The sequence below is a fragment of the Hoeflea sp. IMCC20628 genome (assembly GCF_001011155.1).
Lineage (GTDB): Bacteria > Pseudomonadota > Alphaproteobacteria > Rhizobiales > Rhizobiaceae > Hoeflea.
In genome coordinates, this window is record NZ_CP011479.1 from 3,948,981 (window position 1) to 3,973,942 (window position 24,962).

Consider the following 24,962-nt stretch of genomic DNA (forward strand, 5'->3'; position numbering starts at 1 on the left):
GCCGGAGCGATGAGCACACTGTCCGCAGACCCGGCAATGCAGGCCGCAAGAGAACTTTCGGCGACGCTGTTTACCAAGCCGTTCGTGTTCATCCGTGGCGTTCCGTCGCTCAAGTTCCTGCCGCCGGAAGGTCCGCCGGAGATCGCCTTTGCCGGCCGCTCCAATGTTGGCAAATCCTCGTTGATCAACGCGCTTGTCGGCGTCAATGGATTGGCGCGGACATCGAATACACCTGGCCGAACCCAGGAACTGAACTATTTCGTGCCTGAAGGCTATGCCGGTGATGAAGCTGACATGCCGCCAATGGCGTTTGTCGACATGCCCGGTTACGGCTACGCCAAGGCGCCCAAGGATCAGGTCGACCTGTGGACCGCGCTGGTGTTTGATTACATGCGCGGCCGGTCAACGCTGAAGCGGGTCTATCTGCTGATTGACAGCCGCCACGGCGTTAAAAAGAATGATGAAGCGGTGATGGATCTGCTCGACAAGGCAGCCATGTCCTACCAGTTGGTGCTGACCAAGACCGACAAGATCAAGGAAGCCGGCGTGCCCCGGCTGATCAGCGAAACGCTGGCAGCGATCAAAAAGCGGCCAGCGGCTTTCCCGGAAGTGCTGGCCACTTCATCGGAAAAGCGCGAGGGCATTGCCGAACTCAGAATCGCGATCGCGCTGGCCATTACGCTGTAATGGCCCACTGTCTGCTCAGGCGTTTTCGGCGGGTTTGAAGTCGAGCGCCAGGCCGTTGAGACAATGGCGTTTTCCGGTCGGTGCCGGCCCATCATCGAAAATGTGACCAAAGTGACCGCCGCAGCGGCGGCAATGGACTTCGGTGCGGGTCGAAAACAGCGATCTGTCTTCCTTGGTCCGCACAGCATCTTCTTCGGATTTCCAGAAGCTCGGCCAACCGGTACCGCTGTCATATTTGGCTTCGGACGAATAGGCGGGCAGATCGCAACCGGCACAGTGGAACATGCCCTTGCGCTTTTCCTCGTTGAGCGGGCTTGAGAACGCCCGTTCCGTGTCCTCTTCACGCAATACGTCAAACTGCCTTGGCGTCAGTTTCGCCTTCCATTCCGCATCACTCAGCGTGAATTCGAACGTGCCCTCAGAGGCCCTTGCCGGCGTGCGGCGTCCAAACACGGTCAGGGCGACACCGGCAACTCCGGCAGTCAAAAGCGCGCGGCGGCTGATTTCTGTTTTCGTTGACATGACGTGTCTCCTTGCGTTGATTGAAATCTAGGCGGGCCAGCGTGAAAAGACCAAGCACATGTTTTCAATTGCCCGTGAGCAGTCCCCCGCCAAAGAAGAGGGCGGGGGACTGTCAAGGCGCGCCGTGTATGGTGCTCTTGGAGGCATCGGCGCGACCGAACCCGGTTAAGGTTCAGATTTTTTCGGTTCAGCCCTTGGGCAGAAGAACCTTGTCGATGACGTGAATGACGCCGTTGGACTGATCGACATCGGCGATGGTGACATTGGCCACTGCGCCGGTTTCGTCGGTGACCATCACCTTGTCGCCTTCGTAGGAGATGTTGAGCATGCAGCCGCCAACGGTCTTGACCGGGTGGACGCCGCCGTCATCGTCAACCATCTTCATGATCGCATCCGACATGGCGTCAGCTGCGACAACATGGCAGGTCAGGATCTTGGTCAGCTGGCCCTTGTTTTCTGGCTTCAGCAGAGTGTCGACTGTGCCTTCCGGCAGAGCGGCAAAGGCATCGTTGGTCGGGGCGAAAACCGTGAACGGCCCTTCACCCGACAGTGTATCGACAAGGCCTGCTGCCTTGACGGCTGCAACCAGAGTGGTGTGATCAGCGGAATTCACGGCGTTTTCGACGATGTTCTTGTCGGGGAACATTTCGGCGCCGCCGACCATCTTGTTTCCGCCGTGGCTTGCGGCATGGGACAGGCTGACGCCTGCAAGAAGAACAGCAGTGGCGGCGATGGAACGAAGAACGGTTTTCATGGGACAACCTCTTGTTTGTGGTTTCAGGCCGGATCATCCGGACCTTTGATCACCCGCCGCAATTGTTTTGCGGCGGTTAAAGAGGAAGACGAGAACTTTTCGGAATAAGTTTCAGACAATCGGATTATTTTTTTGACAGTGCACCAGAGAGCACCACAGGACCGGTTGCCACTCCGGTGGGTGACCCACCAAGCGGCTCAAGACTGACGGCGAGCAAGGCCCCGTCAGATATCTGCTGGACCAATCCCTGGTCGAGCACCAGCCGTCCGCCATCAGCGGGAACCAGTCCGAGAGACACCGCAGCACCCTCGCCCGGCACAAGCCACAATTCAAGCGACTTGCCATCATCGGGAGAAAATGCCGCCGGTGTGATGGTAAAGGCGCCATCGGATGGATCAAGCGCGGCGATCAGGCCGATGGCGCTGCCGGGGGCGCCAAGCTCGGCGACCAGCGCCGGCCCCGTGGCCGGGACAGTGCCGCCTGGAAGGTCCGTACCGAAGATTCCCACTGCCGCAGCCACGGCAACCGCCGCGAAGGCCAAGCCACGCCAGAACACAAGTGACCCCCAAAGACCGCTGCCCGGTTTGGCAGTGTCGGCAAACAGGCGGGCGTCGATTCGGGCCTTGACGCCCTGGGGCGCGGGTTCAGGTTGGTACGCATCATCAAGATGTGAAAGATCCGCCTGCCAGGAGGTCACAAGCGTGGCGAAATCGCTGTCGCGGGCCATACGCTCTTCGACCTTGCGACGCTCGGCAAGCGGCAGCACGCCAAGCACGTATTCGCCCGCCAGGGCAACGTCGTCAGAATGGTGAGGACCAGTGGTCATCGGTTCAGGCACTCTCTCAGTTTCAACAGGCTGCGCCGCAGCCAGGTTCGCATGGTGTTGAGCGGGACGGCATTGTGCTCCGCCAGCTCCTGATAACTCAACCCTTCCATATAGGCCGCAACAACCGCAGCAGCCTTGTTCGCTTCAAGCTCCCCGAGGCAGCCCTCGATACGCCGGCTTTCGCCACCCAGCACCGCACTGGCCTCTGGATCCATCCCGGGATCGGCGACTTCAGGTGCGTCGTCATACTCCAGCGTCGCGGGCTGGCGGACGCGGATCATATCAATCGCCTGGTTGCGGGCAATCGTCACCAGCCACGCCATGGCGGAGGCCTGGCCTACCCGAAAACTGCCGGCACGGCGCCATATGCGGACATAAACCTCTTGAACCGCGTCTTCTGCCTGGGCCCTGTCTTTAAGGATACGTAGGGAAACGCCAAAAAGTTTCGCGCTTGTCTGCGAATAAAGCATCGAAAACGCGGCGCTGTCACCGAGCGCGGTGCGCGCGATCAGTCCGGGTAGATCATCTTGGCTCATGGCGGGGTCGGCTTCTCTGCTCATCCGGTCTCGATATCAGTTTTTGCGCTGTTCAACCCCTATACGGCAAAATCCGCCAATTGGATGTCGTCGTCATTGATGCCGGGACCGATTGCCGCTAAACAGCGCCGGACCTTTTGCTTCCAGCGCTTACGCCAAACCGGGACGCCACGCCAATGCCTGATACCACAAGCAACGACGCTGCAACACAGGCGCGCCTGCTCGCCGAGGCGCTGCCCTATATGCAGCGCTACGAGAACAAGACCGTGGTGGTCAAATACGGCGGCCACGCCATGGGCGACGCGGCACTCGGCAAGGCGTTTGCCCAGGACATTGCGCTGCTCAAGCAATCGGGCGTCAACCCGATCGTGGTGCATGGCGGCGGCCCGCAGATTGGCGCCATGCTGGCCAAGATGGGCATTGAGTCCAAGTTCGAAGGCGGTTTGCGGGTTACCGACGAACAAACCGTCGAGATTGTCGAGATGGTTCTGGCCGGGTCGATCAACAAGGAAATCGTTGCGCTGATCAATGCCGAGGGCGAATGGGCCATCGGGTTGTGCGGCAAGGACGGCAACATGGTCTATGCCGAAAAGGCGCACAAGACCTTCACCGATCCGGATTCCAACATCGAACGCGTGCTCGATCTGGGCTTTGTCGGCGAACCGGTGGAGGTAGATCGCACGCTTCTCGATCTTCTTGCCAAATCCGAAATGATTCCGGTGCTGGCGCCGGTGGCGCCGGGGCGCGACGGCCACACCTACAACATCAATGCCGACACATTTGCCGGCGCCATTGCCGGCGCTGTGGAAGCCTCACGGCTGTTGTTCCTGACCGACGTGCCGGGAGTGCTCGACAAGGACAAGAAGCTGATTGATGAGCTCACCGTAAGCCAGGCGCGCGCGCTGATTGCCGACGGGACGATCTCGGGCGGCATGATCCCGAAAGTCGAAACCTGCATCGAAGCGATCGATCGCGGCGTCAAGGGCGTGGTCATCCTCAACGGCAAGACACCGCACGCGGTGCTTCTGGAGCTGTTCACGGCGCATGGCGCGGGAACCTTGCTGGTTCCCTGAGGCGACCCGACGGCAAGCATTTCCGGCTCAGAGCGCGAACAGCCCCACCGGCCGCATCCGGCCCTCATGCCGCAAAAGCCATTTCTTGCGCCACAACCCACCGCCGAAGCCGGTCAACGATCCGTCAGAGCCGATGCAGCGGTGACAGGGAATGACCACCGGGATCGGATTGGTGCCGCAATATCTGGCAACCACGCGCACCGCATCAATGCTGCCAGTGTCGCGGGCGATATCACCATAGGAACAGGTTTCGCCGAGCGGCACCTGCATCAGCCGCGTCCAGACCTTGCGCTCGAGCTCATTGCCGCCTGTTCTCAACGGCGTGCGAAACTCAGCGCTGTCGCCGGCGAAATAAGCCTTCAGCTCGGCCTCGATCTGGACCAGCGGCGGGCTAAGACCGGTGTCGCCCGACTGTTCAGGGTCCGGACGCTGATCGTGAAATTCCAGGCCAAGCAGATGGGTCTCATCGGCGACCGCCCGCATCGGGCCTATCGGCGTGTCGAGCCACAGCACGGATTGTTGCGGGCACTGTTCGGACACTGCTGACCCTCCCGAAGTCATGCGAATCCGTCAGCAGTCTTCGCGCGTCGGGTTGCACCGCCGCGGGCGTGTAGATATGCCGACCAAACCAGGCGCAACACCCAGGATGCTGTCGCCAAGGCCCTTGCCAAACCGCCTGGACTGGGCATCAAATGTACCGCGTGCCTTGGGGTCAAGAATGGCGATCGGCGCGGAGATCGCCATGCCGGCGGCCGAGCCGACAGTGTTTGAAACCGACATCGCCGTGGCGCCCAGTTCAGCGCCAAGACCCAGGTCCTGATCGGTGACTTCCTGACCATCGATCAGCCGCTGGCCCAGCAGTTTCACGACTTCCGGACTTTCGGCGAATTTTGAATGGTTGAGGCGATCGCCAACCTGCAACGCGGAAAGATCAAGGATGGTGATCCCGCCCCGCTCGAACTCGTCGCGATAGGCCGGATTGCTGATGTCGATCTGGCCGAGCCGGTCGACATTGCCGGAAATCCGGCGCGACAGCGTCAGTGCGCGATCATCCTTGGACACAAACACGGTGAATTTCGGTCGCTTCGGCCCCATGTCGGCCAATTGCTGCCGGAAGACATCGATATCAAGATCTGGTGACGCCAGGATGACGTTGCTGATCTTGGAAGCTACGCCATCGTTGCGGATTGCCATCTGGCGCAGCGACTCCATTGTCAGCCAGGTGCCCATCGAATGTGCCAGTATGGTGACATCCTTGATTTCCGGGGCCGATGACGCGCCTGTCAACAGCGCCTCCAGTGCCGAGCGGGAATAGTTTGTGCTTTCCTTGTCATAGCCGTAGTCGAACACAGAGCCACGCGACGGCCAGGTGAACATCACCGGCGTGGCGTCGGTCTTGCTGTCGTGGGCAATCTGGGCAAACCGGTAGACCGCACTTTCATAGCGCGTATTGAAACCATGCACGAAAATCAGCAACCGCCCGGTTGGCGACTTGTGCTGCAGATACCACGCCCTCACATCCTCGACGGAGGTAAACCGGTGTGCCGACAGCGTGGCGAACTCGCGGGTTGGATCGGGCGGCAGTTTCTTCGGCCATTGCACTTCGCCGATCTTGCGCCCGACGTCCGGCGGAATGGAAACCACCAATTCGTTGAAGTCGATGACATCGCCGCGCTCACCACTATAGAGCAGACCCGGGTTATCCGCCGGCGCTCGCGTTGTCGCGACCATGATCGAAATCTCTGTCGCATTCGGTGCAGTCTGGGTGACCGGGGTGAGCACCCCTTCAGGCGCGCTGCCGAGGCAACCGGACAGCACCAGACCAAGCGAAACCATTCCGGCATGCACCACGATCGGTCGCGTCCTATGCAGAAATCTGGTCATTGAGAGGGGCCAAACAGGCATAGGCATTCCGTTCGGGTTGGCGTTTCGGGAACGGCTTCGAGGCGCCGGCAAACTTGCCCGGGTCAGACCAACAATAGCACAATTATGCCCGCCACGATGAAGACACAGCCGAAAATTTCGAGCTTGTTGACGTGTTCGCGGAAAATCAGCACCGACGATGCGAAGGTGAATATCATTTCCACTTGCGCCAAAGCCTTGACCGCGGCCGCGGTTTGAAGCGTCATCGCCATGAACCAGCCGAATGAAGCGGTGGCGCCAACCAGCCCGACCAAAGCGGCAATTTTCCAGGCCGCGCGGATGCGGGCCAGTTCTCCCGGCGACCTGAACCACATCCAGATAAGCATGATCACGGTTTGCAGCAGGATCGCCGACAGCAGCGTGACAGCCGCCTGCATCATGAAATTCGGACCGTTCAGCGAAAGCGATGCAGCGCGATAACTCACCGCAGAGACACCGAAGATGGCGCCTGATGCCAGACCAAGCCCGGCTGTTCGGGAGAACACCGATCGCAGCAGTGCTGATGCGCCGGAGGCAGAGCGGGCGACAGATATCAGCACCACGCCGACGAGGCTGATGGCGATGGCTATCAGGGTGCCACCGCTGACCCGGTCACCAAGGAAAATCAGACCGAACAGGGCCGCCTGCGCCGGTTCGGTGCGCGAATAGGCGGTGCCGACGGTGAAATTGCGATGGCTGAACATCTGGATCAGCAATGCCTGGGCTGTAATCTGCGCCAGCGCCGCAAGCGTTACCCAACCGGCGAAATGCATGTTGAGCCGGGGCACAGGATAGTCCATGCCAAAGGCAAGCAGAGCCACGAAAAGAAGCGCGAAAGGAACACCGAATCCGAAGCGCACGAAGGTGGCTCCGGTAGTCCCCATCACCCCCTTGAGGTGCTTTTGCAAAACTGAACGGATGTTTTGCAAGAACGCCGCGGCAATGGTGATGAGGATCCAGGTTTCCATGCTGGCCGGGTAGCATGCGGCAGGGTGCATTTGCCACAGATTATTCCGGGTTGAGTTATCAGCGCCCTTTTTTTCCTGCCCGCGCGTGCCATAACGTTGTCATGACAGAAAAATCAAGATTGCCCGATCCAGCCGAATTCGCCCATGTCACCGAATGGGTGTTTGACCTCGACAACACGCTGTACCCGCGTCACACCGACCTGTTTTCGCAGATCGACAAGAAGATGACCGAGTATGTCCGCACCCTGCTGGCGCTCGACCATGACGCCGCGCGTGGCATCCAGAAAAAATATTACCGGGAGCACGGCACCACGCTGCAAGGCCTGATGTTGCATCATGGCGTTGACCCCAACGATTTTCTCGAAAAGGTGCATGACATCGATTATTCCTGGGTGAAGCCCGATCTGGCGCTTGGCGAAGCGATCAGGGCTTTGCCGGGCCGCAAGTTCATTTTCACCAATGGAGATACGCCGCATGCCGAGCGGACAGCACGAGCACTCGGCATCCTCGATCATTTCGACGATATCTTTGACATTGTCGCGGCAGACCTAATGCCTAAGCCGGCGGCCGAAACCTATGACCGGTTCTTGAGCAAACATGGCGTGCACAAGGACAAGGCGGCGATGTTTGAGGACCTGCCGCGCAATTTGCTGGCGCCGCATGCACTGGGTATGCGGACGGTGCTGATCGTGCCCAACAATCTCGATGTTGTTCTCGACGAGGTCTGGGAGCATGAGGGCAAGGACGGCGATCATATCGACCACATCACCGATGATCTCACGGGGTTTCTGGCAAGGGCGGTGGCCTGACCAGGCTTTCGGGCAGGTTCGCAACCTTTCCAAATTTTAATCTACATTACAGGGCTTTAAGTGGTGATCAGCAACCGGAGTGGCCACATTGGGGAGGAAGGCAACGCAACCCCAAGAAAAGGACTACCCCATGAAAAAGACAATTCTCGCCACACTCACTGCCGCCCTGATCGCCTCCGTCGCCTTTCCGGCCATGGCTGCCTCGCAGCGCGAAGGTCATGAACGCGGCCCGCGCATTGAGCGCCTGATGGAACGTTTTGACGCCAATCGTGACGGCGCCGTCGATCTCGAAGAGGTTTCCGCCCACCGCCAGGCAATGTTCGAAAGCGCCGACACCGACAGTTCCGGCTCGCTGAGCCAGGACGAGCTCAAGGCTTTTGGCGACATGCGCAAGGAAATGCGCGACCAGAACCGCGAAGAGCGCCGCGCCGAACGCAAGGACATGAAAGACGGCGACCGTGACGGCAAGATGGCCAAGCATGGTGACCGCGACGGCAAGATGGGCAAGCATGGCGACCGTGATGGACGGATGGCCGGCAAGCATGACGGAAAAGGCCACGGCAACAAGGACGGCAAGCGCCATGGCGAAGGCAAGGGCGACCACCGCGGCGGCATGAAGCTTGAGCGCCTCGACACCGACAAGAACGGCGAAATCAGCCTCGAGGAGTTCGCCTCCGTCGACAGCAAGATGTTCGAACGCTTTGACCGTAATGGCGACAAGAAGATCGACGTGACCGATTTTTATCGCGCCGGCGCCGATAACAACTGAACCTGCAGATGACTGTGTAAAGCAAACCAGGCCGTGATGTCCCCGGCCTGGTTTTTTATGTCAAAGGGGTGATTTCGTAATGGTTGGCGATGATCGACCAGGCTTCATCGGCGGTGTCGACAAAATTGAGCAGCCCCAGATCATCCGGCGATATGGTGCCGAAATCGGCCAAGGCCTGAAAATCGACGATGGAGTTCCAGAACTCCGACCCGAACAGGATCAGCGGAACATGCTCCATGCGGCCGGTCTGGATCAAGGTCAGCGATTCGAACAGTTCATCCATGGTTCCGAAGCCGCCGGGAAAAATGGCGATGGCCTTGGCACGCATCAAAAAATGCATCTTGCGAATGGCAAAGTAGTGAAAATTCAGACTCAGTTCCGGCGTTACATAGGCGTTGGGCGCCTGTTCATGCGGCAGCACGACGTTGAGACCGATCGAGGCTGCGCCGACATCGTGGGCGCCACGGTTTCCGGCTTCCATCACTCCCGGTCCGCCGCCTGTGCAGACGACATATTCCTGCCCCTTGGTCGCCAGCGAGTGGGTTGAGCACAGCCGTGCAAACGCGCGCGCTTCCTCGTAGTAGCGGGCGGCGGCCGTCAGATTCTTGGCCTGGATCTCGTTCTTGGCAGCCCAGGGTTCCTTGCCCGGTTCGGGAATGCGGGCACCACCGAACATCACCACAGTCGACCGGATCCCCGCCTCCATCAGCAGCATTTCCGGCTTGAGCAATTCAAGCTGCAGACGAATCGGCCGCAGCTCTTCGCGGCACAGAAAATCCTCGTCGGCATAGGCTAACCGATAGGCTGGTGATGCGCTTTGCGGGGTCTTGGGTTGACGATCTGCGCGGAGCTTGTCCTGTCGGCTATCGGCCAGCGGATCCCATACCTGGTCGGTTCGTTTCGCATTCATATTCAAAGTCCCGTTCTGATGTTGGCTACCGCTGCGGAATTGACCCCGCGCCCCGCCTCGCTTAGGAGATGTGCAACGGCGCTGGCGGACCGGCTCCTTATGCTGATGTCCGCCCACACTAGACGTTGAACCTTAAGGAATCGCCACGATGAACCATGACTTGGTAGCCCTCGCCAGCACGATCGAAGCCGCATTTGACGACCGTGACACCATCTCCACCGCAACCCGTGGCGCAGTTCGCGATGCGGTCAACGAGTCGCTCAACCTGCTTGACCGCGGAACGGCACGGGTCGCGGAACGAAGCGAGGATGGCACATGGACCGTCAACCAGTGGCTCAAGAAAGCCGTGTTGTTGTCATTCCGGCTCAACCCGATGGAAGTGATCAAGGGCGGCCCCGGAGATGCGGTCTGGTGGGACAAGGTATCCTCAAAGTTCGACGGCTGGACAGCCAATGAATTCGAACGCGCAGGCTTTCGCGCGGTTCCCGGTTCGATCGTGCGGCGCGGCGCGTTCATCGGCAAGAACGTCGTGCTGATGCCGTCCTTCGTCAATCTCGGCGCCTATGTCGATGAAGGCACGATGGTTGACGGCTGGGCCACTGTCGGCTCCTGCGCCCAGATCGGCAAGAATGTGCATCTGTCGGGCGGCGTCGGTATCGGCGGCGTACTTGAGCCTTTGCAGGCCGGACCGACAATCATCGAGGATAATTGCTTCATCGGGGCGCGTTCGGAAGTGGTCGAAGGCTGCATCGTGCGCGAAGGCTCGGTTCTCGGCATGGGCGTCTACATCGGAAAGTCGACCCGCATCGTCAACCGGATGACCGGTGAGATCAGCTATGGCGAGATCCCGCCCTACTCCGTGGTCGTGGCCGGTTCGATGCCGACAGCGGGCACCATGGGCAATGGTGCAGCCGCGCCCAATCTCTATTGCGCAGTGATCGTCAAGACCGTGGATGCACAGACACGCTCGAAGACCGGCATCAACGAACTGCTCAGGGACTAGCTCAACCATGGCGCGGCGGCCAGGATCAGGCATGCGCTGGCTTCTGTTCAGCGTTTCCGGACGGCTGTCGCGCCGCACCTATGCCTGGGCCATGCTGTTCTGGGTCTTCGTACTGGCCATTCCGGTGACAGCAGCCGTTCGGGCCGTTCCCGACAGCGGCGCCATGACCATTGCCGGCTTCGGCATCATCTTCACTTTTTTGCCGGCGGCCTGGTCGATCGCGGTGATGAGCATCAAACGGCTGCACGACGCTGGCCTGCCGGCCATTCTGGTCGCAGTTCTGGTCATTCCTGCAGCGTCGTTCTTCATTCTGCTCGTGATCATGCTTTGGCCGTCCAACAAGGGACCGAACCGGCATGGACCGGTACCTGATCGTCCGGGGTACTGACCGGTGCGTTTTCGGCTGCCGTAGACAGTCGACAGTATCGGGCCAATCGTCTAATCACGAAGCATGAAACTCACTGATCCGACACACACACTTGCCGCCCTGATCCGATGTCCCTCGGTGACGCCCGAAGATGGCGGCGCCCTGGCAGCTCTCAGCACCATGCTGATCGAACTCGGTTTTTCCAATGAACGGGTGACATTCACCGACGCCGGCACGCCGGATGTGGACAATCTCTATTCCCGGCTGGGAACTCAAGGACCGCATCTGATGTTTGCCGGGCACACTGATGTTGTGCCGGTGGGTGACGCAGGAGCCTGGACGCAGGACCCGTTTGCAGCGCAGATCATTGATGGCGAAATGTATGGCCGCGGCGCGGTCGACATGAAAGGTGGCATTGCCTGCTTCGTCTCGGCCTTGGCGCGGCTGATCGAGCGAAAGGGCGTGCCGAATGGCTCCGTGTCATTGCTGATTACCGGTGATGAAGAAGGCCCCTCGATCAATGGCACGGAAAAGCTTCTGGCCTATGCCAAAGCGAAGGGCGAGCAATGGGATGCGGCCATCGTCGGCGAGCCGACCAATCCGGACCAGATGGGCGACATGATCAAGATCGGGCGACGGGGCTCGCTGTCGGGAACGCTGACCGTCGAGGGTGTGCAGGGCCATGTCGCCTATCCGCATCTGGCCGACAATCCTGTGCGCGGCATGCTGACGCTGGCGGGTGCACTGATGGCACCACCGCTTGATGCCGGCAATGAGCGGTTTCCCCCGTCCAACCTGGAAATCACCAGCATCGACACAGGCAACAAGGCGACCAATGTCATTCCTTCACGGGCAAGCGCACGGTTCAACATCCGTTTCAATGACATGTGGAGTGCTGAAAGCCTGGCTGCCGAACTCGTCGGGCGACTGGAGCAGGCTTGCAAGGATGATGGATTGCGGCCCGGACGCGATCCGGTGCGCTACACAGTCGAGTTCGATGGCCGGTCCTCGCCCTCGTTCCTAACGCGCGACACTGCACTGATCGATGCGCTCTCGGCAGCGGTGACGGAGGCGACAGGCCGGACGCCCAGACTATCGACCACCGGTGGCACCTCGGATGCCCGGTTCATCAAGAATTATTGCCCGGTCGTCGAGTTCGGGCTTGTCGGGAAAACCATGCATATGGTCGATGAACGTGTCGCGCTTAACGATCTCGAGAGCCTGACCGGCATTTACGAGCTGTTCCTCGATCGCTGGTTCTCCAGGCCCGCGGAGCGCTGATCTTGGCCAGTGACATCGTCCCCTCGCGTCAGGAAGCCGGCAGGTCGCTTGCCGGATTGTTCTACCTGATCCTCGGGCGTCCGGAAGGGTTGCGGCTGTTCGATGCGTCTCCGGACGGGTTCTGGCGGTCGTTCGGTGCTTTTTTCTGGACCTGGCCGGTCCAGTGCTTTTTGTGGACGGGCCTGTGGCGCGCAATGCCGGAAACCCGGCCCGAGGGTCTGGGCGAGATTCTCAGATTCTTTTTCATCTCGACAAGTTTCGACGTGTTTGCGTGGGTGCTTCCCGCTATTCTGCTGTTGGCAGTCTGCCAGGTCTTCGGACTTTCCGGCAAATTCTCCAGGCTGGTGGTGGTCAACAACTGGTTCGGGCTGATGTCTGCCTATATCGGTTTTTTCCCCGCAGCACTGCGCTATCTGACCCCTGTGTCCGATACTGCCAACGCCTTTATTTCGCTGGCGGTCTATGTGGCGGTTATCTGGCTCTATTTCCGGGTGATCAGGATCAGTCTGGGTGGCGATTTGATGATCTCGATTTTCATTTCCCTGATGATGGTGATGACCGGACTGACCATTTCCGAACTGGCCTTCACCGCGCTCGAAAACTGATCCCGACGGCGTCATCTACATATGACAGCCTGAATATAGCCAGGCCGCTCGTTGTGTTTCGCCTGAGAGCAAAACGTCCAGATCGGGATAGCAGATCTGATTGTCGACAGGAATGATCTCAAGCCGTTCCGAACCAGTTGCGCAGCCAGCACTATCTGGATCAAAACTCCTCCCAATCGTCTTGTGACGCCACCTGTGCATTGGCGAAGCTGCCTGCGCCAAAGGCATGGGCAACAGTTTTGACCAAATGGCGGGCGGGCGAACCGGAAGGGGTTGATTGCACGGTTGAAGCCTCTGGACGCCACGTCGGTCTGCCGGCTGCAGTGACCGGGCCGGATCGTGTTGCCAGTGGGCTCTGTGCCGCAACGAAAGCTGGTGGTGCGCCGCGCTGCATAAATTGACGCACAAGCCCGTCGAGCGACGCCGCGCCGCTGGAAAGCCTGAGAGTGAGTGCGTTGGTTTGTTCCACCATCGCTGCATTTTGCTGGGTCATGCAGTCCATCTGGTTGACGGCGGAGTTGACCTCGGACAATCCACCCGACTGTTCGCGCGCGGCGGTGGCGATAGAATTGATCTGGTGGTTGATATCGCAGACATGATCTGCGATCGAGCCAAGTGCATTCCCGGCCTGACGGACCAGCGAGACGCCGGTCTTGACCTCATCTCCGGACTTCCGGATCAGCACCTTGATTTCCTTGGCAGACGAAGCCGCACGCTTGGCGAGTTCCCTCACCTCATGGGCGACTACCGCAAATCCGCGACCCGCATCTCCGGCCCGGGCAGCCTCAACTCCGGCGTTGAGCGCCAGCAAATTGGTCTGGAATGCAATCTCGTCAATGACATTGATGATCTGGGAGATCTCGTCAGAGGCATCTTCGATCCGCACCATGGCGTTGAGCGCTTCGGTCACCACCTCGCCGGACTTGTCGGTGGACAGCTTGGCTTCGCTGGCCTTGTTTTTTGCTTCGTCCGCCCGCTCGGATGTATTCCTGACCGTGGCGGTGATCTCGTCGAGCGCGGCCGAAGCCTGTTCAAGCGTCGCAGCCTGTGAACTGGTGCGCTGCGACAGATCGTCGGCCGCTGCGCGCAGCTCGGCGGTATCTTCATTGATCGACACCACATTGGCGTTCACCTCGGACAGTGTACCGGCAAACCGATCCACCAATGCATTGAAATCCATCCGCAGGCTCTCAAGTTCCGGGGAAAACGGCTTATCGAGACTGCAGGAAAAGTTGCCTTCGGTCACACGCCGCAAACCGAGGGCCAAGGCATCAACCGCCGCCAGCTTGCGCCGGGTTTCCTCGGCGGCGGCAGTGTCCTGCTGCTCCAGCATGCGCGCGCTCTGCGCCCGGCTCTCGTCGGCCTGAAGCTGCTGGTGATTGCTCTCAATGGCTGCATCGCGGCAGGCTGTAACCGAACGCGCCAGATCGCCGATCTCGTCAGTTCGGTTTTCACCGTCGGGATCGAAGCTTGTGTCGCCTTCAGCCAGTTGGCGCATGTTGGCGGCGAGCGCGGCCATCTTTCTGGTCATCGCGCGGGAAGCCCAGAACCCCGCCACCAGCACGGCCAGCAGCAGCATCCCCAGGCCCATAAATATGCCGCGCATGATCTCACGACTTACATCAGTTCCGGCACCTATCTGACGGCTGGCAATGCCGGCTGCGCCAATCGATAGGATCGTCAGCAGGATTGCAGCAATTGGCCATCTTTTGAAAAGCAACATGGAAGGTCCTGAACTCAAAACAATATCGTGCCGTCATGGCCCCGAAACACACGGGACTTCCGGAACCGGCTTCATGGAAGCCATGAAAAACCACGGTTTCTGGCAACCTGAGAAGTCGTATGTTTGAGTTGCATTTGAGTTAAAAACGGACGACCAGTTCTTGGGTAAAAACACTCACCCGGTGCATTTAGCCAGCAACCTGAACTCATCTCCTCTGAGTTTTTCCGAGGGAACCGCCGATGTTGCTTTGCTTGAACCTGGACCGTTCACGACACAACCGATGTTCACCAGTCGTGCTGCCTCAGGCCTGTACATTCACGACAACAAAGGTTCCGGCTTGTGGAGATGGAACCCTTGGGCGTAGTCGACACCGATTTCCGCGAGCTTCGACAACACCGCGTCATTGCCGACATATTCGGCGACGGTCTTGATCCCCAGAACGCGGGCAACCTCCACAAAGCAACGCACCGTTGCGTCATTCAACGGGTCATCGATGAGATCCCGTATGAACTGGCCGTCGATCTTCAGATAGTCGACGGGAAAACGCTTGAGGTAACCAAAGGAAGAGGCTCCGGCGCCGAAATCATCGAGAGCCACGCGCACCTTTATCTTTCTGACCTGGTCGATGAAGGACGTCGCATCGGCAAGATTGGTTATCGCGGCCGTCTCGGTTATTTCGAAACAAAGCCGGCTGCAGACCTCCTCCCCGGCCGCCTCGAGCATGGCAATCGCATTGACGTGAAACGATCTATCTCCGACCGATTGGCCCGAGAGATTTATGCTGATCACCTCAAGTCCCGGCGCGTTCGCCCTGCTGGCGACCCAGTCGATCGCATGGGAAAGAACCCACCGGTCGATGCGGGATGCGAGGTTGAATCGCTCGGCCGCAGGAAGGAAAGCACCAGGCTGGATCAGACTTCCATCGTCATTTTTCATTCTGATCAGCAATTCAGCGTGGCGCCCGGCAACCGGACCGGAAACCGGCCGGATATCCTGCACGAAGAGCACGAATCCGTCCTCGTCCAACGCGCGCTCGATACGCGACGCCCAGCGCATTTGGCCCGATCTGGCAGCCATGGCCTTGTCGCTGTCGGCCCAAACCTGCACGCGATTGCGGCCTGCCTCCTTTGCCGCATAACAAGCGCTGTCGGCAGCCTGAAGGATGGAGGCAACACTCGGCATCGTCGCGTCCACGGGAACCAGGCCGATACTGGTGCCGACACGAAACCTCTTCCCGTCATGGACAAACCGGAAGTCGCTCATCCTGTCGCACATCTTCTGGGCGATCCTGGTGGCGTTCTCGATCGAGCACTGCTCCAGGAGAACCGCGAATTCATCGCCCCCCAACCGGGCGAGCGTGTCGCCGGAGCGGACGGTTTCGGAAATCAGTTTGCTGACCTGCTTGAGAAGGATATCGCCGACGGCATGTCCACAGGAATCATTGACGATCTTGAACTGGTCCAGATCGATATAGAGAAGCGCATTGGGGGCGTCCTCAAGCTGCGCTTTTTCAAACACGTTGGTCAGACGTCTGTCGAATTCGGCCCGGTTGATAAGGCCCGTCAGGGGATCATGGGTGGCGCGATGCCGCATCTCGCGCGACATGCGGCGTTGCTCGCTGACATCATGGAAAACGAGAACCACACCAAGAATGCCGCCGTCGGAATTGCGGATCGGGGCAGCGGAATCCTCAATACTGAACTCCCGTCCGTCACGCGCGATCAGCATCGTATCGTGATCAAGGCCCACAACATCGGTCACTTGAAGGCAACCCTTGATCGGGTCCTGGGCGCTTTGGCCTGTTTCTTCGTGGACGATATTGAAAACGATGTGGCTTGGCCGCCCCTTCGCTTCAGCAGTGGTCCAGCCAGTCATCCTTTCTGCCACGGGGTTAAGCCATTCCACGTTGCCGTCAGCGTCTGTCGTCATCACCGCGTCACCGATCGAATGCAGGGTCACACGCAACAACTCGTGCTGTTCCTGCAGCTCAAGCGCCATCTGGCGGGTGTGCGTGACATCCCAGACGGCGCCGATCAATCGGGTGGATTTGCCAGCCGGATCGACAACCACCTTGGCTGATATCCTGATGTGATGGACGGATTGATCAGGATGGATAATCCTGTGTTCTTCTTCCAGAGGCACGCCTTCCACAATCGCCTGTCGAAGCGCGCGCTCGACACGGTCTATATCGTCGGGGTGAACGTGCTGGCGCCAGATTTCCGACGCCCTTTCGCCTTCGCGCTCAGGGACAGCATAAAGGCGATACATCCATTCATCCCAGATCAGCACGTCTTCGGCGAGATCATAATCCCAGATGCCGATACCGCCGCTGTCGGTTGCCACCTTGATCCTCTCGGCAAGCAGGAATTGCTGCTGTTCGGCCTGCTTCTGCTTGGTGATGTCGATATGGGTCCCGATCATGCGCGTCGGCTTGCCATCCTCATCTCTGGCAATCACCCTGCCGCGATCAAGGATCCATATCCAGCTTCCGTCCTTGTGAAGCATCCGGAACTGCTCCTCGAAAAACGGCGTCTTGTCTGCGATGTGATCGTGATCTGCGGTTCTCAATCTCTCCTTGTCGGTCGGATGGACAAATTCAAGCCAGATTTCCGGAGAATCGCCAACCTCCTCTCGGGTGTAGCCGAGAAGACCGCACCACATGTCCGAATAGTGCGTTGTCGCGGTTGTCAGATCAGCATCCCATATGCCGATCTGACCGTTTTCGGTCGCTGCTAGTTGCCGGTCCCTGAGGCGTTCGAGCGCTATGCGTTGCTCCACCTGATCGGATATATCCTGAAACGCGCCGCTGAGACGAACAGGCCTGTCACCTTCGAACTCGGCGGTCCCCACCGCACGAACCCAGATGCGCTCCCCCCCGGCCTTAATGAACGGAAGTTCGAAATCCCAGCCTTCGCCGGTTTCCATGCTCTTTTGCACCGCCGCCTGAACGGATGGCCGGGCTTCCGGCGCATAGAAATTGATCGCTTCATCGAGGTGTGGAACATAGCTAGGCTCGACACCATGAATGCGGCAAGTCTCGTCAGAAAAGACGATCTTGCCGCTTGCCAGGTCAATCTGCCAACCGCCAACGCCGACGGCTCGCCCGGTCCGGTCGAGAAACGTCTCGCTCGCGCGCAGTTGATCTTGCTGCAGTTTGCGCTCGGTAATGTCCTGCTGGGTGCCGAACATCCACTCGGGCTTGCCGTCATCGGTGCGGGTGAAGACCTTGCCACGATCAAGCAGCCACACCCAATGGCCATCCTTGTGGCGGGCGCGGACTTCGATCTTGTAAACCCCGATCTTGCCGTCAAAGTGCTCATGAAGCATCCTGTTGGCCTTCTCGAGGTCATCAGGATGAACGAGATCCTTCCAGGTCTGCATCGAAACCGGCGCCAGCTCTTCAAGCGTGTAACCCATGATCTCGGCCCAGCGTTCGTTGAAACGCGCTTCACCGGTCTGGAAATTCCACTCCCATGTGCCGGCCTCCGTCGCCTCGATTATATATTGAAACCGTTGACGCTCTTGGATCAGTTTGCGTTTGACTGACACGCTATCGCTGATGTCGCGTATGATCTCTGTCCTGCCAATGATCTCACCGGTTTCCGAAAAAACCGGGCCGGAGGAAACGGAAACAGGAAGGATCGTTCCGCGCCTGGTCTGCCTGCAGGTTTCGTGGGTGCCTCCTTGACGCCAGTCTTCGCCGGTTCCGGGGACCAGAACAAGACTGTGTGGCTGGCCTATCGCCTGCTCTGTCCGATAGCCAAACATCTCTTCCGCGGCTGCGTTCCACAGCTGGATGATGCCATCCAGACCAACGGTTACAATCGCATCAACGCTGTTGTTTATGATCGAGGCGGCTCTGGACTGGACCACGAGCAGATCATGTTCACGGGCCAGTGCTATCCGGGATTCAAGGGCACGTGTCGCCGCACAGGCCAGATGCGTCAGGATTTCACGTTGATGCGGCGTCAGTGTGCGCGGCTTGTCGTCAATGACACAGAGTGTGCCGACATTCTGGCCACTGGCAAGCGACAGGGGAACCCCCGCATAGAACCTGACCTCGGGACCTCCAGTTACCATCGGGTTGCCGGCAAATCGGGCGTCGAGGCTGGCGTCCTCGACTTCCATCAGCCCTTCAACATAGATCGCATGGGCGCAAAACGATATGTCTCTGGATGTCTCGGTAACGCCGGACAGGCCATAGTTCGCCTTGAACCATTGCCGGTCCTGTTCTACCAGGGTTATAAGCGAAATCGGTGTACCGCAGACCAGCGCCGCCGCGCGCACCAGAGCATCAAACTCAACCTCCGGCGCGGTATCGAGAACGCCTAGGTTTCGAAGCGCCTTGAGCCGTTTATCCTCGGCGAGTGCCTTATCCGTCGGAGCCAATTCCAGTATATCCACCAATTCCAACGTCCTCGAATTCAATTTGGGGAAAAGCCGCCGGGAGGGCGGCGCCGGGCCAGCGAGGCGTTCGTGCAAGGTTGCGGTCAAGTGTCCGTGCCGCGTCTATCCGGCACATCCGCAACAGTCCTCGCTAGACCATAGTGCGTTCATGCACCCTGGCATCGTGATGCCATCCTAGTGGACAGGGAAAACGAGAATAGTACTAAATCTACTAGAAATTGTCGGGTTACGACCCTGCAATACCCAATCACGGCAAACATCCCGCTTGCCATATCCTGCACTGGCTGCCTTTCATCTCGCTGGTAGACCGCTGAACTGTTGCAAATATGGCAGAGAAATTCGATTTCTAGGCTTACCGCTGGAATTCTGTCGGATCCGTGGACTATGCGTCTGTCTCAGGGTAGTCGACCGCGCGAAAATACAATCCCTCCGGGGCCGCCACCGGGCCGCAGGCCTTGCGGTCCCTCGCCTCGAGCGCCGCCGCGACATCGGCGGTGGACCATTTGCCCGCTCCCACCAGTCGCAGGGTACCGGCGAAAGAGCGAATCTGGTTGTGCAGGAAACTGCGTGCCGAGGCATGAATTTCGATCAGGCCTTCGGTCGCGCCGGTGACCACATCGAGACTGTCAAGATTGCGCACCGGCGAGTTCGCCTGGCAATTTGTTGACCGGAAGGTGGTGAAATCATGCCGCCCGACCAGGCATTGCGCCGCCTCATGCATGGCCGCGGCATCAAGGCTCTTGGACGACCACAGTGCCCGGTTCCGCTCGATCACCAGCGGCGTGCGGCGGCAGATGATGCGGTAGATATAATGCCGTTTGATGGCGGAGAACCGGGCATCGAAGCCATCATCTACCTTACGTGCGGCAAGGATCGCCACCCGTTCCCCGGCCGCCAGCAAATAGGCGTTGACGGCATCGCGCACGGTGTCATCGGGCCAAAGCTTTTCGAGATCTACATGGCCGACCTGTCCCAGCGCATGCACGCCTGCATCGGTTCGTCCGGCGCCGCGCACGACGACGGTTTCACCGCAGAATTTCTTGAAGGCGGTTTCAAGTGCCTGCTGGATCGAGTGGTGATTGTCCTGCCGCTGCCATCCGGCATAGCCGGTGCCGTCATATTCGATCTCGAGCCGGTAGCGTGGCATCAGCCGATCACCGTGCCGGAGGCAATTGCAGTTCCGCGCAAAAAGTCGTCGGCCTGAAGCAGCTTGCCACCGGCCTTCTGTAGGGTGAGAAGCCGCAACGTGCCCTTGCCACAGGCAATTTTCAGCTGGTCATCGAGCACTGTTCCGGGGGAGGCGCCCGATGAGGCATCATCCAAATAGCCAGTCGCCAGCAGTTTGATGCGCTCAGCGCGATCATCGGTCTTCAACTCGAACCAGGCCCCCGGCGACGGCGCCAGTCCACGCACATGATTGTGAACCTTTTCCGCAGTTTGGGTAAAATCGACCCTGGTTTCCGCCTTGCTGATCATGGCCGCATAGGTCACGCCAACGTCTGCTTGCTGCGTGACCGGCAGGCCTTCGGTTTGCAGGCGCGCCATTGCCTCCACCATCATCTGTGCGGTCACATCGGCGAGGCAATCGTGCAGTTCGCCGGTGGTCATGGTGGGCGTGATCTTTACGGTTTGGGTCAGCGCCACCGCGCCGGTGTCGAGGCCTTCGTCCATTTTCATGATCATCACGCCGGTCTCTGTGTCGCCGGCCATGATGGCGCGCTGGATCGGCGCCGCACCACGCCAGCGCGGCAACAGCGACGCATGGCCGTTCCAGGCGCCAAGCCGCGGCGCGTCAAGAATGGCTTTGGGCAGGATCAGACCATAGGCGACAACAACCGCCGCATCGGCATTGAGCGCCCGGAAAGCCAGTTGCTCTTCTTCACTCTTGAGGCTCTTGGGCGTGAACACCGGAATGCCCAGCCCGTCGGCGGTGCGATGCACCGGCGACGGCAACACTTCCAGCCCGCGCCGTCCGGCAGGTCGCGGCGGTTGCGAATAGACCGCGACGATCTCGTGCCCAGCCGCGTGCAGCGCCTCAAGTGTCGGCGCCGCATAATCCGGCGTTCCCATAAAGATAATGCGCATGACAGTTCCTCAAACACGTAGGCAGCGGGCGTACTGCAGCGTTGCGGTTACCTTACCGGATAAACTCAGGCGGTGACGCGCGTTTTGGCGAGCTTGGTGAACTTGCGCACCACCATATCGCGTTTGAGCTTGGAGATATGGTCGATGAACAGCACGCCGTTGAGATGGTCGATCTCGTGCTGCAGGCAGGTGGCGAGCAGGCCATCGGCCTCGGTCACGCGCTGCTTGCCCTGGCGGTCGAGATGCTTGACCGTGACCTTCTCGGGCCGTTCGACCTCGGCGTAGAAATCCGGGATCGACAGGCAGCCCTCTTCATAGACGCTGATGCCATCGCCGCTTGCCACCAGTTCAGGGTTGATGAACACCTGCGGGTTGGGCTCTTCGTCCTTGCCGGCAACATCGATCACCAGCATGCGCCGCGGCACGCCGACCTGGATCGCGGCCAGGCCAATGCCCGGCGCGTCATACATGGTCTCGATCATGTCCTCGACAAAGTTTTCGAGCTCGGCGTCAAAGCGCTCCACCGCCAGGCTTTGCTGGCGCAGAATGGGATCGGGCAGATAAATGATAGGCTTGATGGTCATGGCGTTGAAATAGTCATTGATACGCGCGGCGTCAATCAGTCCCGCGCAACAGCCGAGCACCATGTTCCCGTTTTGATCTGACAAATGACTGAGAATCAGCTAGGCGTTGGTCATGCAGACAGGTGCCGCGCTCTTTTCGACCCCGTTTTTTGAGTTCAATGGCCAGATGGTCACGCTGGGCCAAACCCTGCTGGCGGCCCTTGTGCTGGTGCTGCTGCTTGGCATCTGGCTGGCTTTGGGACTTATGCGCGCCGGCCGCAGGCGCGCCCAGGCGGAAGCTGATGCCTCGGCGCGTGCGGTGCAGGCCGAGGCACGGCTGGCTGACATCCTCAAGGCGCAATCGGAAATGCAGGGCCGCATGGGCACGATGGCCGAGTTGTTCGGCGCCCGTCAGGCCGAGCTCAACCAGTCGATCGGCCAGCGTCTTGACGGCATGACCCAGCGGCTGGGCAGTTCGATCACCGAGCAGACCAAATCGACCCACGAAAACCTGACAAAATTGCAGGAACGGCTGGCGGTGATCGACACGGCGCAAAACAATATCCAGTCGCTGGCCCGCGATGTCGTCGGGCTTCAGGCGATCCTGTCCAACAAGCAGACCCGCGGCGCCTTCGGGCAATCGCGGATGGAAACCATCATTCAGGACGGGCTGCCGTTCGGCGCCTTCAGCTTTCAGCCGACACTGTCAAACGGCATGCGGCCCGATTGCACCATCGCCATGCCGAATGGTGCGCCGGATCTGGTCATCGACGCTAAATTTCCGCTGGAAGCCTGGAATGCCATCCGCGAGGCAGAGGCCAGTTCCGACGGCGACCCGGCCGCCCTGCAAAACGCGCAGCAGCGTTTCCGCCGCGATATCGAGGTGCATATCCGCGACATTTCGGAAAAATACCTGATCGTCGGGGAAACCCAGGATACGGCGTTCCTGTTCGTGCCGTCGGAATCGATTTTCGCCGAAATCCACGAGAAATTCGAGGCCATCGTGCACAAGGCACAGCGGGCCCGCGTGGTGATCGTTTCGCCCTCGCTGCTGATGCTGTCGATCCAGGTGATCCAGGCGCTGCTCAAGGATGCCCGCATGCGCGAGCAGGCGCATCTGATCCAGGGCGAGGTGCTGCGGCTGATGGAAGACCTATCGCGACTGGATGACCGGACCCGCAAATTGCAGGCGCACTTCTCCATGGCGCAGAAGGATGTGGACCTGATCCTGACTTCGTCGGACAAGCTGACCCGGCGCGGCGCCAAGATCGAGGCGCTGGAATTCGCCCAGTTGGCCGATGATGCCAAACAGGCGGTCGCAGATCAGCCGTCCGGTGAAAAGGCCTCCACAGCGCAGCAGAACCCGAAATTTGAACCGCGATCCTCGACACTGAAGCTCAGGGTGGTCGACGACGATGCGCCCCAAGGCTGATCGGTCCGATTGAAGGTAAACTCAATTTTTGCGTTGCGCTGCCTCCACTTGTCGTGTGACGTGAGTCCAGGAGAGCCGATCCACACGGTTGGTTCGCAGCGAGAGGAAACCTGATGACCATTAAAGCCCGAATTGCATCCCTGCCGGTGATTTCCAAAGCGATCAACGGCGGTCTGATGCTCGCGGCCGTTTTTGGTCTCTCCCTGGCCATACCCGCCTCGGCCATTGCCCAGGATGATTGCGGGCTTTCCATACAGCGAACCTGGCTGAAGGGTCTTGTTGCCACAGCGACCGTCAGCGGTCCGTGCAACAGCGCTAAAATTGACCTGGCAGTGCGCAACAGTGCTGGCGACTTGATGTGGAGCACTTCGCACGCAGCAGAGGGCCTTTTCGGCTTTGACGGCATTGAAGATACCGATTCAATGGGCGTTGCCTTGGCTGACTGGCTTGGCGATTACGCCGACGATTCCACTTCCAGCCAACTGCCGGAATGGCCAACAGGCGTTTCGATGCCGAACGGCGGCGAGTTTCCCTTCTACGTCGCTGACGGGATCGATCAGCCAACCTATGAAGCGATCCGCATCGGCAATTATCCCATGCTCTGCTACATTCAGGGCCAGGAGAGCACCTTGTGTCTGATCAGGCAGCCGCGCCTCAAAACTCTCATCAATGTCGGCGCGCAATCCTTCCCGGGATAATGCCCCGGCGCGGACACTGGCACATTCACTCTCATAATTGCGACACTTCAATTGCGCGGCTCGTAATGCGATGACCTTTTCCCTGGCGTGTGAACCTGTCACAAGGGCTTGGAGCCGGAATTCTGCAACAGGGAAAACGCCATGATCACCGTCATCGGATCAGTCAACATGGACCTGATCGCCACCACGCCGCGATTGCCTGAACCGGGCGAAACCGTCCGCGGTGCGGATTTTGCTACAGCACAAGGCGGCAAGGGTGCCAATCAGGCACTGGCAGCGCAGCGTGCGGGCGCATCGGTGACCATGTGCGGTGCGGTTGGCGATGACGCCTATGGCACCGAGGCGCTGGCCTTGCTTGACCGGGCTGGGGCGGATCTGAGCTCGGTTCGCCGCATGAAAGGCGCCACCGGCATTGCGGTGATCCTGGTGGGCGGCGACGGCGAAAACATGATCGTCGTCATTCCCGGCGCCAACGCACAGGTCAGCGAGCAAAACGCCCAGCAGGCGGTTGCCCGCATGGCCAGTGGCGACACGCTGCTGCTGCAACTGGAAATTCCGGAGGCGAGCATCGAAGCCGCGCTCAAGGTCGCACGCAGCAAGGGTGTCAGAAGCATTCTCAACATAGCACCGCTGACCGACGCCGTTGAACACCTGGCGCCACTTGCCGATATCGTGATTGCCAACGAGACCGAATTTGCCCGGCTGTCAGGCCGGTCAGCCGAAACGGTTGATGCCGCGAAGGCGGAACTCACAGCGCTGCACGCCAGAACCGGTCAGTGCATGATCGTGACGCTTGGTGGCGACGGCGTGCTCTGGGCCAGGGACGGCACGATCGAGCATGTCGCATCGCTCGAGATCAAGCCTGTCGACACCGTTGGCGCCGGCGATACATTCTGTGGCTACCTTGCACAGAGTCTCGACGCAGGAATGGATTTTGCGGCGGCAATTCGCCGTGCCGCGGCGGCGGGCGCGCTGGCCTGCCTGAAGCCCGGCGCCCAGCCCTCGATTCCGCTGTCAGCCGAGGTCGACGCCAGGCTCTGAG

Annotated in this window: 24 protein-coding genes; 11 read left to right on the forward strand and 13 right to left on the reverse strand. The window is 59.6% G+C overall.

The genetic code is table 11. The features are described from left to right. The first annotated feature begins 9 nt into the window (after positions 1–9). Positions 10–687, forward strand: a complete 678-nt coding sequence (yihA, locus tag IMCC20628_RS18500; RefSeq protein WP_197078340.1) for a ribosome biogenesis GTP-binding protein YihA/YsxC — start codon at positions 10–12, stop codon at positions 685–687. 15 nt (positions 688–702) lie between these two features. Here yihA and msrB read toward each other — a convergent pair whose 3' ends face one another. The 4 genes from msrB to IMCC20628_RS18520 form a co-directional block, all read right to left on the reverse strand. Then, complete coding sequence (msrB, locus tag IMCC20628_RS18505) at positions 703–1,209, reverse strand: peptide-methionine (R)-S-oxide reductase MsrB (RefSeq protein WP_047031423.1); 507 nt, start codon at positions 1,207–1,209, stop codon at positions 703–705. A gap of 187 nt (positions 1,210–1,396) precedes the next feature. Then, complete coding sequence (locus IMCC20628_RS18510) at positions 1,397–1,963, reverse strand: fasciclin domain-containing protein (protein ID WP_047031424.1); 567 nt, start codon at positions 1,961–1,963, stop codon at positions 1,397–1,399. Between the two features lie 124 nt (positions 1,964–2,087). After that, positions 2,088–2,789: an anti-sigma factor gene (locus IMCC20628_RS18515; protein WP_047031425.1), complete on the reverse strand. Its 702-nt coding sequence runs from the start codon at positions 2,787–2,789 to the stop codon at positions 2,088–2,090. Beyond that, the gene (locus tag IMCC20628_RS18520) at positions 2,786–3,325 is read right to left on the reverse strand and encodes a sigma-70 family RNA polymerase sigma factor (RefSeq protein ID WP_047032758.1); all 540 of its coding nucleotides are present in this window, start codon (positions 3,323–3,325) and stop codon (positions 2,786–2,788) included. The genes IMCC20628_RS18515 and IMCC20628_RS18520 overlap by 4 nt, the downstream gene beginning before the upstream one ends. Positions 3,326–3,501: 176 nt before the next feature. Between IMCC20628_RS18520 and argB the strand changes: the two genes are divergently transcribed. Continuing rightward, positions 3,502–4,398, forward strand: a complete 897-nt coding sequence (argB, locus tag IMCC20628_RS18525; protein WP_047031426.1) for an acetylglutamate kinase — start codon at positions 3,502–3,504, stop codon at positions 4,396–4,398. A 27-nt stretch (positions 4,399–4,425) separates the two neighbouring features. Here the strand turns inward: argB and IMCC20628_RS18530 are convergent, their stop codons facing one another. From IMCC20628_RS18530 to IMCC20628_RS18540, 3 genes are all read right to left on the reverse strand, one after another. Next, positions 4,426–4,938 carry a methylated-DNA--[protein]-cysteine S-methyltransferase gene (locus IMCC20628_RS18530; RefSeq protein WP_245307822.1) on the reverse strand — a complete coding sequence of 171 codons (513 nt, stop codon included), beginning with the start codon at positions 4,936–4,938 and terminating at the stop codon, positions 4,426–4,428. A gap of 30 nt (positions 4,939–4,968) precedes the next feature. Beyond that, positions 4,969–6,282, reverse strand: coding sequence for an alpha/beta hydrolase (locus IMCC20628_RS18535; protein ID WP_047031427.1), 1,314 nt, complete (start codon positions 6,280–6,282; stop codon positions 4,969–4,971). Between the two features lie 83 nt (positions 6,283–6,365). Beyond that, on the reverse strand, positions 6,366–7,268 hold the full coding sequence (locus tag IMCC20628_RS18540) for a DMT family transporter (protein ID WP_047031428.1): 903 nt from the start codon (positions 7,266–7,268) through the stop codon (positions 6,366–6,368). Between the two features lie 101 nt (positions 7,269–7,369). On the opposite strand from IMCC20628_RS18540, the gene IMCC20628_RS18545 reads away from it, so the two are divergent. Together IMCC20628_RS18545 and IMCC20628_RS18550 are read left to right on the forward strand one after the other, a co-directional pair. Further along, complete coding sequence (locus tag IMCC20628_RS18545; protein ID WP_047032760.1) at positions 7,370–8,077, forward strand: pyrimidine 5'-nucleotidase; 708 nt, start codon at positions 7,370–7,372, stop codon at positions 8,075–8,077. A 130-nt stretch (positions 8,078–8,207) separates the two neighbouring features. Then, positions 8,208–8,846, forward strand: coding sequence for a hypothetical protein (locus tag IMCC20628_RS18550; protein ID WP_047031429.1), 639 nt, complete (start codon positions 8,208–8,210; stop codon positions 8,844–8,846). Positions 8,847–8,901: 55 nt separating this feature from the next. Here the strand turns inward: IMCC20628_RS18550 and IMCC20628_RS18555 are convergent, their stop codons facing one another. Further along, entirely contained in the window at positions 8,902–9,756 is an 855-nt protein-coding gene (locus IMCC20628_RS18555) for an LOG family protein (protein ID WP_047031430.1), read from the reverse strand. 148 nt (positions 9,757–9,904) lie between these two features. Between IMCC20628_RS18555 and dapD the strand changes: the two genes are divergently transcribed. The 4 genes from dapD to IMCC20628_RS18575 all read left to right on the forward strand — a co-directional run bounded on the left by dapD (position 9,905) and on the right by IMCC20628_RS18575 (position 13,012). Continuing rightward, on the forward strand, positions 9,905–10,759 hold the full coding sequence (dapD, locus tag IMCC20628_RS18560; RefSeq protein WP_047031431.1) for a 2,3,4,5-tetrahydropyridine-2,6-dicarboxylate N-succinyltransferase: 855 nt from the start codon (positions 9,905–9,907) through the stop codon (positions 10,757–10,759). Between the two features lie 31 nt (positions 10,760–10,790). Next, on the forward strand, positions 10,791–11,147 hold the full coding sequence (locus IMCC20628_RS24390) for a DUF805 domain-containing protein (RefSeq protein WP_052766543.1): 357 nt from the start codon (positions 10,791–10,793) through the stop codon (positions 11,145–11,147). Positions 11,148–11,210: 63 nt separating this feature from the next. Continuing rightward, positions 11,211–12,407 carry a succinyl-diaminopimelate desuccinylase gene (gene dapE, locus IMCC20628_RS18570; protein WP_047031432.1) on the forward strand — a complete coding sequence of 399 codons (1,197 nt, stop codon included), beginning with the start codon at positions 11,211–11,213 and terminating at the stop codon, positions 12,405–12,407. 2 nt (positions 12,408–12,409) lie between these two features. Continuing rightward, positions 12,410–13,012, forward strand: coding sequence for a hypothetical protein (locus IMCC20628_RS18575; RefSeq protein ID WP_047031433.1), 603 nt, complete (start codon positions 12,410–12,412; stop codon positions 13,010–13,012). A gap of 160 nt (positions 13,013–13,172) precedes the next feature. On the opposite strand, the gene IMCC20628_RS18580 is transcribed toward IMCC20628_RS18575, so the two are convergent. The 5 genes from IMCC20628_RS18580 to def all read right to left on the reverse strand — a co-directional run bounded on the left by IMCC20628_RS18580 (position 13,173) and on the right by def (position 21,811). Beyond that, positions 13,173–14,735 (reverse strand): HAMP domain-containing methyl-accepting chemotaxis protein, encoded by a 1,563-nt coding sequence (locus tag IMCC20628_RS18580; protein ID WP_052766544.1) that lies wholly within the window; start codon positions 14,733–14,735, stop codon positions 13,173–13,175. A gap of 315 nt (positions 14,736–15,050) precedes the next feature. Further along, on the reverse strand, positions 15,051–19,124 hold the full coding sequence (locus IMCC20628_RS24395) for a PAS domain-containing protein (RefSeq protein ID WP_156174575.1): 4,074 nt from the start codon (positions 19,122–19,124) through the stop codon (positions 15,051–15,053). A gap of 400 nt (positions 19,125–19,524) precedes the next feature. Then, complete coding sequence (truA, locus tag IMCC20628_RS18590) at positions 19,525–20,289, reverse strand: tRNA pseudouridine(38-40) synthase TruA (protein WP_047031434.1); 765 nt, start codon at positions 20,287–20,289, stop codon at positions 19,525–19,527. Then, positions 20,289–21,227, reverse strand: a complete 939-nt coding sequence (fmt, locus tag IMCC20628_RS18595; protein WP_047031435.1) for a methionyl-tRNA formyltransferase — start codon at positions 21,225–21,227, stop codon at positions 20,289–20,291. The genes truA and fmt overlap by 1 nt, the downstream gene beginning before the upstream one ends. A gap of 65 nt (positions 21,228–21,292) precedes the next feature. Further along, positions 21,293–21,811: a peptide deformylase gene (gene def, locus IMCC20628_RS18600; RefSeq protein ID WP_047032764.1), complete on the reverse strand. Its 519-nt coding sequence runs from the start codon at positions 21,809–21,811 to the stop codon at positions 21,293–21,295. A 166-nt stretch (positions 21,812–21,977) separates the two neighbouring features. On the opposite strand from def, the gene rmuC reads away from it, so the two are divergent. The 3 genes from rmuC to IMCC20628_RS18615 all read left to right on the forward strand — a co-directional run bounded on the left by rmuC (position 21,978) and on the right by IMCC20628_RS18615 (position 24,961). After that, positions 21,978–23,222, forward strand: coding sequence for a DNA recombination protein RmuC (rmuC, locus tag IMCC20628_RS18605; RefSeq protein ID WP_047032765.1), 1,245 nt, complete (start codon positions 21,978–21,980; stop codon positions 23,220–23,222). Between the two features lie 113 nt (positions 23,223–23,335). Next, positions 23,336–23,920: a hypothetical protein gene (locus tag IMCC20628_RS18610; protein ID WP_047031436.1), complete on the forward strand. Its 585-nt coding sequence runs from the start codon at positions 23,336–23,338 to the stop codon at positions 23,918–23,920. 141 nt (positions 23,921–24,061) lie between these two features. Then, positions 24,062–24,961: a ribokinase gene (locus IMCC20628_RS18615; protein WP_047031437.1), complete on the forward strand. Its 900-nt coding sequence runs from the start codon at positions 24,062–24,064 to the stop codon at positions 24,959–24,961. Position 24,962: the final 1 nt, after the last annotated feature.

Coding starts and splice junctions, on each gene's coding strand:
- IMCC20628_RS18510 (WP_047031424.1), bottom strand. CDS start 1,963: ATGAAAACCGTTCTTCGTTCCATCGCCGCCACTGCTGTTCTTCTTGCA.
- rmuC (WP_047032765.1), top strand. CDS start 21,978: ATGGTCACGCTGGGCCAAACCCTGCTGGCGGCCCTTGTGCTGGTGCTG.
- IMCC20628_RS24390 (WP_052766543.1), top strand. CDS start 10,791: ATGCGCTGGCTTCTGTTCAGCGTTTCCGGACGGCTGTCGCGCCGCACC.
- IMCC20628_RS18555 (WP_047031430.1), bottom strand. CDS start 9,756: ATGAATGCGAAACGAACCGACCAGGTATGGGATCCGCTGGCCGATAGC.
- IMCC20628_RS18515 (WP_047031425.1), bottom strand. CDS start 2,789: ATGACCACTGGTCCTCACCATTCTGACGACGTTGCCCTGGCGGGCGAA.
- IMCC20628_RS18615 (WP_047031437.1), top strand. CDS start 24,062: ATGATCACCGTCATCGGATCAGTCAACATGGACCTGATCGCCACCACG.
- IMCC20628_RS18580 (WP_052766544.1), bottom strand. CDS start 14,735: ATGTTGCTTTTCAAAAGATGGCCAATTGCTGCAATCCTGCTGACGATC.
- IMCC20628_RS18545 (WP_047032760.1), top strand. CDS start 7,370: ATGACAGAAAAATCAAGATTGCCCGATCCAGCCGAATTCGCCCATGTC.
- argB (WP_047031426.1), top strand. CDS start 3,502: ATGCCTGATACCACAAGCAACGACGCTGCAACACAGGCGCGCCTGCTC.
- IMCC20628_RS18550 (WP_047031429.1), top strand. CDS start 8,208: ATGAAAAAGACAATTCTCGCCACACTCACTGCCGCCCTGATCGCCTCC.
- IMCC20628_RS18610 (WP_047031436.1), top strand. CDS start 23,336: ATGACCATTAAAGCCCGAATTGCATCCCTGCCGGTGATTTCCAAAGCG.
- dapD (WP_047031431.1), top strand. CDS start 9,905: ATGAACCATGACTTGGTAGCCCTCGCCAGCACGATCGAAGCCGCATTT.
- msrB (WP_047031423.1), bottom strand. CDS start 1,209: ATGTCAACGAAAACAGAAATCAGCCGCCGCGCGCTTTTGACTGCCGGA.
- IMCC20628_RS18520 (WP_047032758.1), bottom strand. CDS start 3,325: ATGAGCCAAGATGATCTACCCGGACTGATCGCGCGCACCGCGCTCGGT.
- yihA (WP_197078340.1), top strand. CDS start 10: ATGAGCACACTGTCCGCAGACCCGGCAATGCAGGCCGCAAGAGAACTT.
- def (WP_047032764.1), bottom strand. CDS start 21,811: ATGACCATCAAGCCTATCATTTATCTGCCCGATCCCATTCTGCGCCAG.
- IMCC20628_RS18540 (WP_047031428.1), bottom strand. CDS start 7,268: ATGGAAACCTGGATCCTCATCACCATTGCCGCGGCGTTCTTGCAAAAC.
- IMCC20628_RS18535 (WP_047031427.1), bottom strand. CDS start 6,282: ATGACCAGATTTCTGCATAGGACGCGACCGATCGTGGTGCATGCCGGA.
- fmt (WP_047031435.1), bottom strand. CDS start 21,227: ATGCGCATTATCTTTATGGGAACGCCGGATTATGCGGCGCCGACACTT.
- dapE (WP_047031432.1), top strand. CDS start 11,211: ATGAAACTCACTGATCCGACACACACACTTGCCGCCCTGATCCGATGT.
- truA (WP_047031434.1), bottom strand. CDS start 20,289: ATGCCACGCTACCGGCTCGAGATCGAATATGACGGCACCGGCTATGCC.